This is a genomic window from Paenibacillus sp. ALE2 (assembly GCF_054113385.1).
In genome coordinates, this window is the sequence record NZ_CM134213.1 from 1345307 (window position 1) to 1358454 (window position 13148).

General features: G+C 42.9%; 9 protein-coding genes and 1 pseudogene. 8 read left to right on the top strand and 2 right to left on the bottom strand.

The window, feature by feature from the left end:
* Position 1: 1 nt before the first annotated feature.
* Positions 2–3067, bottom strand: a complete 3066-nt coding sequence (locus ACXHJ1_RS05700) for a DNA/RNA non-specific endonuclease (RefSeq protein WP_457905774.1) — start codon at positions 3065–3067, stop codon at positions 2–4.
* Between the two features lie 272 nt (positions 3068–3339).
* Between ACXHJ1_RS05700 and ACXHJ1_RS05705 the strand changes: the two genes are divergently transcribed.
* The 3 genes from ACXHJ1_RS05705 to ACXHJ1_RS05715 all read left to right on the top strand — a co-directional run bounded on the left by ACXHJ1_RS05705 (position 3340) and on the right by ACXHJ1_RS05715 (position 5340).
* Positions 3340–3735 (top strand): hypothetical protein, encoded by a 396-nt coding sequence (locus ACXHJ1_RS05705; RefSeq protein ID WP_457905775.1) that lies wholly within the window; start codon positions 3340–3342, stop codon positions 3733–3735.
* Positions 3708–4223 carry a hypothetical protein gene (locus ACXHJ1_RS05710; protein WP_457905776.1) on the top strand — a complete coding sequence of 172 codons (516 nt, stop codon included), beginning with the start codon at positions 3708–3710 and terminating at the stop codon, positions 4221–4223. The genes ACXHJ1_RS05705 and ACXHJ1_RS05710 overlap by 28 nt, the downstream gene beginning before the upstream one ends.
* 85 nt (positions 4224–4308) lie before the next feature.
* Entirely contained in the window at positions 4309–5340 is a 1032-nt protein-coding gene (locus ACXHJ1_RS05715; RefSeq protein ID WP_457905777.1) for a hypothetical protein, read from the top strand.
* A gap of 79 nt (positions 5341–5419) precedes the next feature.
* Here ACXHJ1_RS05715 and ACXHJ1_RS05720 read toward each other — a convergent pair whose 3' ends face one another.
* A complete protein-coding gene (locus tag ACXHJ1_RS05720; protein WP_457905778.1) occupies positions 5420–5755 on the bottom strand; it encodes a helix-turn-helix domain-containing protein in 336 nt (111 codons plus the stop codon).
* A gap of 642 nt (positions 5756–6397) precedes the next feature.
* On the opposite strand from ACXHJ1_RS05720, the gene ACXHJ1_RS05725 reads away from it, so the two are divergent.
* From ACXHJ1_RS05725 to ACXHJ1_RS05745, 5 genes and pseudogenes are all read left to right on the top strand, one after another.
* Entirely contained in the window at positions 6398–8020 is a 1623-nt protein-coding gene (locus ACXHJ1_RS05725) for a hypothetical protein (protein ID WP_457905779.1), read from the top strand.
* A 590-nt stretch (positions 8021–8610) separates the two neighbouring features.
* Positions 8611–9597 (top strand): helix-turn-helix domain-containing protein, encoded by a 987-nt coding sequence (locus ACXHJ1_RS05730; protein WP_457905780.1) that lies wholly within the window; start codon positions 8611–8613, stop codon positions 9595–9597.
* Positions 9598–9813: 216 nt separating this feature from the next.
* On the top strand, positions 9814–10257 hold the full coding sequence (locus ACXHJ1_RS05735) for a hypothetical protein (protein ID WP_165082231.1): 444 nt from the start codon (positions 9814–9816) through the stop codon (positions 10255–10257).
* 86 nt (positions 10258–10343) lie between these two features.
* On the top strand, positions 10344–12272 hold the full coding sequence (locus ACXHJ1_RS05740) for a hypothetical protein (protein WP_457905781.1): 1929 nt from the start codon (positions 10344–10346) through the stop codon (positions 12270–12272).
* A 424-nt stretch (positions 12273–12696) separates the two neighbouring features.
* Positions 12697–13106 (top strand): annotated as a pseudogene (locus ACXHJ1_RS05745) (JAB domain-containing protein).
* Positions 13107–13148: the final 42 nt, after the last annotated feature.

The window sequence follows — 13148 nt, forward strand, 5'->3', positions numbered from 1 at the left end:
ATCAACCTCCGGGTATATTTTTAAATTTAACTGGATTCTGCATAATACCATCTATTGAGTATTTTATTTCAAAACTTACAGGTCTTTGCGAATCCCCACTGTATATAGGTTTTATCTTTACCTTTACTTCCTCCCCAGCTTCTAAAGCCCTAGCCCAAGAGTTTTCTACCTTCTTCCATTCACCCTTATTTAGGTTACCGTTCATAGGGACAAGATTATCAAGGCTACCAGATCCCTTAAATATACTAGCAATTAAGTGCCCACCCTCATCATCTGGTAAACGATCTTCCCGACCAGCTACTCTCTGGGCATGATTATTCCTTTTGGCTTCGCCTAATTCAAGCTTTCCTTCTGCACTTACAAGACGACCTTTATCATCCGTTCTATAAGTGTGACCATTTGGAGAAGTGTACTCCACATTTGATTTTAATACCTTTCTTCGCCCTTCGCGAGTATATTGATCGCCATACTTCACTTTTGTATGAGAAACTAGGGGCTTTGGCTTAACCGTTTCCTCAGTTTTAGTTGGACCTGTTTTGGACTCATTAGGTTTTAAGGGCTTTGTTCCTGGGGTATCCTTGGAATTATGATGTGTCCCTTTTCCACCTTTTATTTTTCCCTTACCCAGAAGAGAGCTAATTAGCATCCCAGCTAATGTCTCACCCTCCATGTAACTTTGGCCCTTCTCTAACATCCGTTTATCGTCTTCTTTTAGACCATTGAGATACTCTTCTCTGGCATTTTCCTGATCTAAAAGATAATTTTTAGCAAATACCAAATCTCCCTTTGCCTCTTCATATTGGCCCGACACTATTGTACTTATAGTATCCACAGGATGCTCGATTAGGGCATCTTTTAACTGCTTCAAGCCTTCAACGTTCGCTTGAACTGTTTCCTCCATGCCCTGGAAAAAGAGTGTGGTTTCCTCGCCAAAGCTTTTTTTAGGGGGTTCGGGACGATTAGCTTCCCAGTCACGAATACTTTGCGCATACTTTCTTGCTCTCTGTAATTTTTCTTCTTCTGGGGAAAGCGGCTTAGGAGGAGGTTGTTGCTTCATATAATCCCTAATCCATTTTTCACGAACAATTTTAGGAACCTGCTGATACGCATGAACCACCATCTTAGACTCTTTCAGCAAGTTTTGAACCAGCTCCAATGTTCCACCGGAATGAGCCACATGACGAGCACTTGTATACACTTTCCCCAAAATCCATTTGTTATAATAAGCTTCCTGAGCTCGCTCATACTCGTATTGACTGACCAATCCTTGCATTGTTAAACCAGCCAAGTATTTTAATGGATGAACTCTGGTTCCATTACCGCCTCCTCCAACCGTAGGTGTTCCTTTACTTCGAACAGGGATCGCTGCAGTTGCTTTCAGAATGACACCCGCCGCAGGTCCACTTAGTGCTCCTATAACAGCACCAGTCACTTTTCCCATCACCGGAATGGAGCCTAAAAGCTTAGACACCGTACCCATCAAGGCTTTAGCCTGTTGAAGGGCTGTCGGACTTGTGACTTTCGCGGTAGGAGTGTTGCTGGATGGAGCTTTGGCTGTTGCTGCAGTTTGAGCCACTTCATAGGCTTTAATACTCATCAATGGAGGTTCAGGTACAGGAGGAAGGTCAGCTACGAAAACTGGAGCTTTTACCGTACCTTCTTGATAAATCACTGGAGCTTTGGTGTCTGTCTCACCATCTAGCACCATACTGCTGGCTCCACCTTTTAAATATATTGCGGTTCCAGCTTCCAGTGATAGTTCCTGACCTGCATTCAGCTTTACATGACCGCCCTGAATCTGTACATTCCCCGGACTGTTGACGGTGATGCCAGCATTCTCATGCAGTGTAATCGAAAACCCATCGGAAGTGGACAGGATCAGTTCCTGCTCAGACATTTCGATGCCGCTACCTTGTACGTGTTTCCATACCTTTACATCTGGCTGTCCATTGGCGTGGCGGTGCTGTCGCAAGGAATCTGTCACATAGGCTTCCTGTTCACAGTGTGTAGGTAAATACAGCTCCACTTGTTCCCCAACTTCAGGCATGTCGTACCAGCCGCTATGTTCTTCCGCCACATAACGGGTGGCTACGGGAAACCAACAAGCTTTAGCTGGGTCTTGCTTCGGATCAATTTCCAGTTGAAGTTGTACCAAATCCTGTTGTACTTTCAACACCGTTCCCGTGAGTGAAATCCCGATGGCTTGGTCATTTTCATACCGAGCATACTGAATATCCTGTTCGGCTTGGAGATCGTAACGAGTTTGGAGTAAACCGTCCTTTAACTCTGTCACTGCCCTCACAACGACCAGCTCTTTGCCTTGTCCAATGGGTAACGTAATCAAGTCACCCAGCGCATAGTATTGCAGATTTTCAATCGTATAGGTGACATACGCGCCAACACGTTTCCCTGGTTTTCCTGTATCTAACTCATGAAATGTTTTCCGTACCCTGTAAAATACATCTCGTTCCACCTTGTACTGCTTGCCTTCTGGCATTCCAAAGAAAATCTTAGGTGATGCAGCCGTGATCTCCGGTACAAGTACCGAACCAAAGCGAGAGACAAGACGCTTTAAAAAGGCCCAATCGGTTTCTTCATATTGTAAAACAAAAGTACCTAATTTAGCATAATTAGTCACCGTATCAATGGCATCCCCATACATGTACTTCCGAACCATTGTAGTGACTAGATCATCATAAGTACGGTGAATATCCTGATAGGAGCGCCTTTTCGTTTTGGTATCCATTTGATAGGAATGCGAAGCCGCCTCCAGTTCAAAAGTGTATACTCCCCGTATGCAGTGCACAGACATGCGTGTAATTAATCCATGAAATAAACGTCTAAGCGACTGCCCTTGCTCATCTAGCTGACGTATGACAATCGGTTCCTGCTCCATGTCCTGTCCAATGCACGCGGCTCCCTGTTCTTCCGACAGCATGCCGCTCACATATAGGAATACATGATCGTTAACGGCCCTGGTAATTCGCAATTGTTCCATATGCTGAGGTTGAAAAGGACCGTATAAGCGTAGACTTTCATACCCTATTCCGTTTTGCAGTACGTCCAAATGCTTTCATATCTCCTTCCCAGCGACACAAGGCACGTTCGCCAGCTACCTTGTGTTTATATGTGTTCGTAGCAACCATACAATTCAGATCGCGAGTTTAAGAGGTTATTTTTAACAGCAAATGATTCTTATGTATGTATCGGATAGATAAGTGATTTTGTTTACAGAAAGCCCCGTTAATTTTTTTAACTTTTTATCCCAAAGCCGTCTTTGTCTTGAAATAAATTATATATTATTAATTTGAAATAATTACTTTTTTAGGAGGTTGTATCATGCGTATCATACAGACCCAGCAAGACATGGATTCTTTACATGTATCCCCGCTTCCCCACGCCCTCTTGGATCACATCCAGGAATACTTTACCCAGCTTCGCGACTCATTCCATGACAAAGATGATCCATATTTCTCCCTCCAGCCTCACGGTCCCATCTTCATCCTGGAGGCAGGGGATAACCTACACGATCTCAGCCTCGTAGGTCTTAGACGAGAAGACGACGGACTTTTCGGTAGTTGCCCTGAATACGTCGAGTTGTATGACCTCGGCAACATCCAAATCTACAAGATTGCTGTCATGACCACCAATGACTACATCATCACTTTGTTTACACAATTCGGAATTCACCACAAGGAGGCCGAACAATGGCTGAAAGAACTAGCAGAAGTTTAAAGGCAAATGAGGACAATGTACTAAATAAACTAAAAGAGGTCATTGAATACAACGGGGACGTTGTAAATAATCCTGAATCGTACGGAAACACTTGGATCATGGCGCTAGCGATTAGGCCGTTCACCCACAATCAACAACAGTTCCTACCCGCCTGTTTGGAAGAGCATGAAGTGCTCCATTCCGAACAGGCCTTTTTTGTACGTGTGATCATCAGAACAACCGATCAGTGTGGAACAAACAGATACGTGGATGGTACGAGTCTGTTTGTGACAATAGACCAGGATACTGGAATTGTAGATATTGTAAAAGAGGATGAAGTATTGTCAGACAGCCCTGTATTTCATGGCGGTGAAATTGCAGATGCCTTACGTTGGGTGAATGAATTAGCCGATCCTTGTTACATTGCGCTAGAAGATCCGTTCCTTACACCGGAGCAACGCATCATGTTCATGCAGAGTGTAAAAGAAGATGATCCCTTCTCCTTGTAAATAATCTTACCAACCAAAAAACGACAGTACGGGCATGTGAATGTCCATACTGTCGCTATTTTCATGTAGAAATGGAGCGAAAACCATGTCAACGCTAACCTTCACGGAAAAAGAAAAACGTGCTCTTGCAACTCTCATTCAAGAGCAAATGGACACGCATCTATCTCGCTTTCCTTTCGCCAGATATCCCATGTATCCTTTGGAAGAATGGAAGCGTCTTTTGTGTGATCCAGCTACTGTGACGCCAACGATTTTAAAACAAATACTTGGTTGGACATTCGGAGGGTGGCAGCGGAAAGATATGCCCTCTGCACAAAGTAGTGTAGTTAGAAGCATCATCAAGCTGTGGCCGGAGTTCACAGAAAAGGTGCCCCCAGAATCCACTGGCATCCTTCAATTTTGGGAGAAGCGGATGACAGACTGGACGAATGGATTTCAGGCTGTTTCCTTCCTGTTACACCTTATGCGTCCTGACGAATACGAAATCACGGACTCCCATCGCCTTCAAGCCATGTATGAATTGCTTCAAACAATCAATCACCAGGGAAACGACCGTAGCTTGTCACGTTCGTTACTTGACCTTGAAAACTACTCCAGCTTTTTCCGCGCTATCTTACCCAAATTCTCCTTTGGCGAACACAACCGCATACAGCTCGACCGCTTTCTAAAAGCCTATGGCAACCGTCATGCTTACAAAAATGTAGACCGCAACTACACCACCAATGAGCCTCACATCTGGCAATTTTCTTGGAATGACGTTAAAACAGAATACTATGACTTGGAGAAAATCACTTTACGCTCCAATGCAGACGTCCTGTTCGCTTGTCTACTCTCATTGCTGGACGAGCAGCCAGAGGTGGGGCAAAAACTTACCATTGGACAGACCGTTGAGCTGCTCCCTTTGGGTACCGGAGGCATTTGTAATCCCGCCAGCTTTAAATATGCATTGATTTCCTTGTTTGGTAAGCAGAAAGGAAGGGATTACTTTATTACGGAGGATTCCTCACTCCAGCAGGCTTTTACAGACCAAGCCAACCAATCAACTCGTGACATGAAGTTTTACACTCATTTTCAGGAAACAAAAATAAGTATAAATGAGAAGTATCTGAAAGGTTAACTAAACGCATAAGCAGGATAGCATTATGCTTTTAAAGTCAAAAATCATCTGAAAATAAATCCAAACAAAAAAAGAAGGTTTAATAACCCTCCAATATCAATTCAATAATTTTAAGTACTCGCTCCTGCTCTTTTTTCTCCATAAAGCGAATTTCATTCGTTATTTTCAAAAGCCTCTCCTCTGATTCGCTAATATTAGAAGATTGAATGTGACTAAAAAACTCCGTAAGGCTAACTTCAAAAGATTCTGTGATTTTAGCAAGAACCTCTACACTGCAAACTTTTTCGGCTCGCTCAAGCTTCCCAATATAAGTTGTATGCAAACCAGATTGATGACCCAGTTCTTCTTGACTCCAGCCACGTTTCTTTCGATAGTTTTTAATGGTTTGTCCGATAGATACCATTATATTTTTCAAATTAATCACCTTACAGTAAACATAGCTACAAGTAATCCTCACTCCAATAGTCAATAGAATATATAATTATAAATATATATTCCAAAGGGATTGTTTATGGTACAATTTTACTATCCAAAGACGTAAAAACGGAAATAACAATGATAAAAAGGACTGGTTTATATGTAGGAAAAGATTCTTAGTTTAGGCATTTGCCAGGATTAAGTTTAAATGAAGTCAGTACTCTTGGCTCTTAAGCAGTAGGCCAAATTGTATGTCACCAGTATTCTGCATAGGTGACAAGTCGTCTTAATCATCTTCTATTTCATACTGAAAGGGTTGAAGACAATGTTGTTAAAATGGGCTATTGGGGGAGCAGTCCTTGGGCTAATCGGCGCTTACCTTACGGATACAAATGTAGGGTCGGGTATAGTATTTGGTGCTATTCTCGCCGTGATCATTCGTAAATGGATCTTTAGAAACCTTTGGATGTAGAGCTGGTAGGTTTTCCCTCCAAAGATAGGAAACAAGGCCAGCCCGAAGCTGGCCTTTTGCACAAAACAACAAATAACTAAACTGGACTAATTCATAATAGTACAAATCTCATAACTTATATTTATTTTCATTAACTACGTTAAATTAATGTAGAAAGGTGTACCTCAAATGCTAACCAAGGCCGAAGAAACTCCATCCACACCCAAAAATTTTACTTTTGAATGGAACGGGGGGTTCAGTTATCTTACGTACTTAAAAAAGAGAACAACCGCTACATTAGAGGGCGAAAAGCTGTTGCTCACTAGACAAAACCTCATCTTAGGCGCTTTTCCCTTACAACCATCGGCTCAGGACATTCCGCTCACCCACATCAACTCCATAGCTGTTGGCTCCAAGATCAATTGGTTTGACCTTGTATTTGCTATTTTGTTTGTATTCGTAACTCTGATCACCATGAACTTTTTGCCTTTACTCCTGACTGCTCTTTTTCTGTGGCGCACCTTTAACACCAACATTCAAATCTGCGAACGCTCAGGAAACAACCTGAACATACTAACTGGTTCTAAAGGTGATGCAAACTCATTCATTCAAGTTCTAGCCAATACGATCAATCAAGTAAAGCATTCCGACAACACAGAAACGGGACAAAGTTCCATCGTTCCCCAAGTCCTAAGCAACAAGCCTAAAAAAATATTTGGCATAGTAAGTGCGGGGATTGTGGCGATTCTCATTTTACTGCTTGTCATTGCATCACGCGGAGGCTTTGATAATCCATACGTCACCTGGGTTAAAGATGCTACGGTTCCAGGCGGCACCCATTATACGATGGACGAAGCCCTGAGCAATGATAAGTATTTTAGCAATGTCGTCTGGAAACAGGTCAACAAGGACGGCAACGAAGAAGATGTAAACAAATACGTTATGTACCAAGCCACATACACCGATCAAGGTGTGAGCATCAACATTCAAACCGTATTTCAAGTGTTTTCCAAAAATCAATTCACTCCCGTTGCTTATGATATTGATGGAGATGGGCAAGAACTGTCGGACTGGACTTACTTTTTAGTAGAGGTTACTTCCAAACTGGATGGAAGTCCCCCATCCTCGGATAAAGAGGCTTGGCAAGAAAACGCCTCTACTTCTTCCACATCAACGTCCCCTCAGTCAGAACCGCCGACTCAAACCAATGTCGAAGCCAAATCATCTGAACAGGAACCCGCTCCTCCTGTGCAGGTAGCTACAACACCTGTGAAAGAAGCACAGACTACAACGCCAGCATCCAATGCCGCCCCAACGGTGAGCTTAAAAGACTTCAACCACTGGACTCCTCCTGCTGCTGATCTCACCTATCCTGTTCATTTAGATGGGGATAACATGGACATTGTGCTGGGTTTGGATCATCCCAATGGCGTGAAAGTACAGGTTGTCGATCATGCTTTGGGGCAGAGCTGGAACATATCCTTGCCTTCCATAGAAGGCAGTAGTCCCTTTGATGAATTTGGGGACCTGTTGCCTGATCACTCGCTTGCTGTTAAAGAACATGATTTTACTCAAGATGGAACGCCTGAAATTGTTTTGGTTGCGAGTGATGGACAAGCCGACATGTACGTGTGGATACTCACCTATAATTTCATGGCTTCGGAGCAGGGAACTAACCCTTTAGAACTGCTGTGGAGTGGTATGGGACAATCGGATATTTCAATGTCTGGCAACCAGTTCCTACTTCCATACGGTTCGCAGGGACTGTGCGAGGAATACAAGTATACTAATGGTGTATTTGTGAAGGCGTAATAATATCCTTTATGTCGAAGCTAATTATTTTGAAAGGATTTAACTATGAAACATCTTGGAAAAAATTTCAGTGTTCTCATTTTACTCATACTTGGTCTATCATTGCTCACAAGTTGCAACAACAATGCTTCAAACACAACAGATAAAAATCAAGAACTTGTTGTAATAAACGTGGAACGTACAGGCGGGCTCTTGAATATATGTATGAGTTGAGACTTCATCCGTCCACTGTGTTCTATTAATCAAATACGAAGAGCAATCGGTAATTTCCGAAGGCTCTTCTTTTTTTCATTTCATGGTCCTGATCAAAAAATACATACTTCCACGACACAAAATGTAAATAAATGTATATTATAATCTTGTATGACGCTGAGACGCTCAGCGTGCGGCACTAGGATCATAAAAAGGAACATGCAAAATCTGATCCGTACCAAAATATATGACCATACTAACCATAAAAATGTGTAAATTACACTGACCTTTTCATTCTCTCTTTTTAGAAAATTATCTTAATAAGTGTTTTTCAAATTGAATTTAGGAAATATTCTGAATTATGATGTGTATAGTTTACATAACAAGGAGATAGAGAAGTGGACGTTTCTAAGTGTATTGAAAAAGAGCTTTTGAAAGAGTATATCCCCCAATACAAGCAAAATCGCTTGAAGGCAATAAAATACTACCTTAAAGGGTATACTCCTGTTAAAATTTCCAACGAGATCGGGATTTCATTACGGAGTATACAACGTTACATAAAGGATTATAAGGAAACAGGTATAAAGGGTCTCCTCAGCAAACAATCACCCGGTAATCACAATTCACTCACCACCAAACAAAGAGCAAAAGTAATTCGTGATCTGAAGAAATCTCCCCGAGACTTCGGATATCCTATTTCAAGCTGGTCACCTCCTACCTTGGCTATGTATTTACAAAAAAAGTTTCAGTTAACTATGTCCATGGAATGGTGCAGAACTTTCCTAATTAATCACCTTAAGAATGATTCGACTAGCGAACCATTGAACCATTTGTCTCTGAAGAAGGCGAAAAAAGAATTCAAAAATGTAATCAAGGATCTTTCCAACTCCGGTTCAGATGTATGGATATTTGGTCAATTCTATGTGGGATACAGACCAATAGAGAAAGTTCTAATACGAAACAGAGGAAAGCGTGCGATTGTTTTATGTGCAGAGAAATACAATGGATTAGGAACAATTTGTCATCTTGTTAACCCTTCCCGAGATAAAGAAGAAGAGTGGGAAGATCTGCTTAACGCAACGCTGAAAAAGGCTAAAACGCAAAAGCTAAATTTCTATTTACCGAAATCGCAATATACCAAGTTCGTCGTTTCACGCTTTAGAAACACTAGTAAGAGAGACCTCTCTATTGACTTTCTTCCTCATGGACTTTCTCACTTTGATACCGTTCAAGACGTGAAAAATGAGGTCTTATATGAGTTGAAGAAATCACAAGGAATTCAAAAGCATGCCAATGCAATTATAAAAAAGTACAACAAAGAAGTACTTACTCAAGCAGAACTAGAAAAACTAAAAGAAATTCTCGAAAAGCTGAGTGCTAAATAAAGTGCTCAGCTTATTTGCTTATAATTTGCGACATATTTATTTGGTTTTGAAATAATTGAGATATGCCTTATGAATACTGACTTTTAAAAAAACATATTCTTTTCCGCGAGCACATGCCTGCGGAAAGCCGAATCATGTGCAAAGAGGAAATATGGACTTCTGTTAAGCTACTACATGTCCGTACGAAAATCCTTAAAAAGAATAGGAGAGTCCTTCATGACAGAAATCAAAAATGAACAACTCGTAGGAATCGACGAAGAACTACAATCCATCTTTGGAGCAGACTTTCGTCCCTCTAACAGCAAGCAGATCAATAGATCAGTTGTACAGAAAGGTGTACTCACTATTGTTAATACAAAAGCAAATGGTAAGAGGATCTTAATCGCATCTGATGTTATCAAAAGAATGGGCAATCCAACTCAAATACATGTGGCTCTAAACGATAAAGGGATCGTTATAGGGCAAAGTATTGCAGAAAATTACTTTCAATTAAAAGACGCCGCCAATAAAAAGGTTATTTATTCTAGTCAACTTGTAAAGGAGATAACCGATGCATTCAACCTGGATTTCTCGGAAAAAACATGTATCTCCTATCAAAATGTCTCCTATGTACAGTACATGGGTCATACCCTTGCTTCCATAGATTTCAATCAAGATTAATCAACTGATTGAGTATCTGAACCCATTGCTTGTTGGGTGGGATGTACTCCCGCCCACAAATAACTCAGTAAATTGGAGGAATCTTTATGAAACCGATAAACAAACCTTCGTCGGCAAATGTCGATAATAATATGTCAACCAGCGAAGCCACAAATGCCATGGCCCAGCGCTCCAAGCTTCCAAGACCTAAACAACGTTTTGTTAAAAAATCGAAAACAGGCTCACAACGTACTGCGAACCAAAAGACAGTCGCATCGTATTCGAAGTTGCTTCCCTCCAGGTACAGCATACACAAAGGCAATCTGTGTCTGGTTAAGATCAAAACTGATGGTGATGCGGATTACATACCGATTGCCAACTTTGTAGCCCGAATATCCAAAACGATTACGAAGGACGATGGCGCAGAACAGACGACTCTGTACGAAATCGACGGAGTTATCATTAATTCAGGAAAAAAACTGCCGGCCGTACTAGTCCCAGCAAGTGATTTTGAGAGCCTGAAATGGCCCTCGATGTGGGGACCTGAACCGAATATTCTTCCTGGCCATACAATGCGGGACACCATTCGTCATGCCATTCAATCGACGGCGACAGGAGTGGTAAATGAGCGGATTTTCGCTCACCTTGGCTGGGTAACCATCGACGGAAAGTGGACATATCTCCATGCAAATGGAGCCCTGGGTGTGCCCCATGTCAAGGTTGAAATGGATACGCGACTCAAAAACTACGTACTTCCCAAAACATCGTCCGATCCCGTTAAGGCAATGAAGACGAGCCTCAAACTGTTGAACTTGGCTCCGACTCGTGTGACGCTCGTGTTGTGGAGTTTGACATTTCTTACACCTCTATGTGAAGTACTGCGAAAAGTGAACCTGGAACCGAAATTCCTAGTTTGGCTTCACGGGTACACTGGTTCGCGTAAAACAACCCTTGCGAAGCTGTTCCTCAGTCACTTCGGCGAGCTGCTGGAGCATCCTCCCGCTAGCTTCAAAGACACGGCAAACTCCGTGGAAAAGCGCGGGTTCGATACCAAGGACTCACTCCTTCTAATTGATGATTACCATCCGACGAGCTCGCCTCAGGAAAAGCGAGCCATGGAGCAACTAGCACAGCAAATTCTGAGAGGCTACGGCGACAGAGTTGGACGAGGAAGGATGAAGCAAGACACTACACTGAGGCAGGACTATCCTCCACGTGGCATGGCGATTGTAACAGCCGAAGATTTAGTGAGTGGAGGTTCCAGTGCTGCACGTTTGTTTCCTACCGAGCTCCTGAAAACAGACGTTGATCTTAATCTGCTGACGAAAGCACAACACGAAGCTGAAAGACTAAGAGAAGCGATGACAGGTTACCTAGGATGGGTCGAACAAATGATGAACGCATCTAAAGAGTATAGCTCTATAAAAGACCTTTTCATTCAGAAGAGAAATGAGGCCACCGCCCTGGGTGTTCACGGCAGACTGATTGAAGCATCTACCTGGCTTTATCTTGGCCTTCATTTCGGGCTGAAGTACGCCGTAAGCGTCGGAGCGCTTGAACCTCCAAGAAGACAGCAACTTCTTAAAGAGGCTTGGGACATATTTCTGGATACGGCTAGCGAGCAAGGAGAGAAAGTTACCGAGATCAAACCCTCCGTACGGTTTACAGTTATCGTTTCACAATTGCTGGCTAACCGGAGCATTCATACCGAGATTACCCGTCATGAGCCCTTGCCCGAAACTGTACCGACAAGCAGCATTCATGTCGGCTGGCATGACCAAGACTATTATTATTTTCTTCCGGAAGTTCTGTATAACCAAGTAAACCTTTTCTTCTCCAGACAAGGAGAGCAATTTCCGATTTCCACTTCAACGCTATGGAAGGAGATGGCCGATGCAGGCATGATTCACACCGAAACCTCAAAAGAGGGTAGTAAAGAACGGCGGCACATGCTACCGAAAAAGACAATCAAAAAGCAGCGTAAAAGATTGCTCTGGGTAAGAAGGGAAGCCTTACAGGAGCAGGATGCCATTTAATCACACTGACGGCAAAAAAGATTTCTACAGAGGCGCAGCAAGCATTCCGCCCCCTGACCGGGTGCAAAGCCCTCTTAAAAATGCATGGATGGGGCCCAAAAATACCAGGCTGGACAAGAACCTTTGGAGGGTGCGCCCCCGTTGCCCCCGTAGAAAAAAATACATCATTTCCTTTGACAAAAAAATGAGAGAAGACGGATCTCTCCCCCTTTTTCTGGGGCATCGGGGGCGCACCCTCTCATGCCATGAGTCGCAAGGACTTTTTACCGAGCAGCGTTTGGAACGCCCCGGTGAAAGGGCGGCGGCATTACATCTATTCAGGCCCTTCGTATTCAAATAAACAGTGGTAATTTCTCAAAGAAAGAGAATAATGGGTGACTATATTAAAAAACCGGCTAAGAGGATCGAAATCATTACATTGCGCATGGTACGTGAAAAAACATCGTTACTCTACCCTGATCGATTGATTCGGGTACCCAAGGACGCTGCCGATTTGTTTCGACAGTTCATTGGTGATTACGACAGGGAAACCTTTTGCGTTCTTTGCCTGAACACAAAGAATGAACCCACAGCGCTGCACCAAGTATCTTTGGGGTCGCTGAACGCTTCTTTGGTTCATCCTCGCGAGACGTTCAAGCTGGCAATTCTGGCAAATTCGGCAGCGATCATTGCCTGTCACAATCACCCTTCTGGTCGACCTGAACCAAGCCAGGAAGATGTGAATTGACGGAGCGCCTGAGAGACGGCGGAGACTTGCTCGGCATTGATTTCCTGGATCACATCATTCTTGGTGAAGGAAATTTCATCAGCATGAAGGGAAAGAGAATGATGTGAAGTGTTCCCATCAGAGATTCGCGTTACAGATGATTGCAATGG

Bases quoted from the DNA above. Each gene is read 5' to 3' on its own strand.
- ACXHJ1_RS05705 (WP_457905775.1), top strand. From the start codon at position 3,340: ATGCGTATCATACAGACCCAGCAAGACATGGATTCTTTACATGTATCC.
- ACXHJ1_RS05710 (WP_457905776.1), top strand. From the start codon at position 3,708: ATGGCTGAAAGAACTAGCAGAAGTTTAAAGGCAAATGAGGACAATGTA.
- ACXHJ1_RS05715 (WP_457905777.1), top strand. From the start codon at position 4,309: ATGTCAACGCTAACCTTCACGGAAAAAGAAAAACGTGCTCTTGCAACT.
- ACXHJ1_RS05725 (WP_457905779.1), top strand. From the start codon at position 6,398: ATGCTAACCAAGGCCGAAGAAACTCCATCCACACCCAAAAATTTTACT.
- ACXHJ1_RS05735 (WP_165082231.1), top strand. From the start codon at position 9,814: ATGACAGAAATCAAAAATGAACAACTCGTAGGAATCGACGAAGAACTA.
- ACXHJ1_RS05740 (WP_457905781.1), top strand. From the start codon at position 10,344: ATGAAACCGATAAACAAACCTTCGTCGGCAAATGTCGATAATAATATG.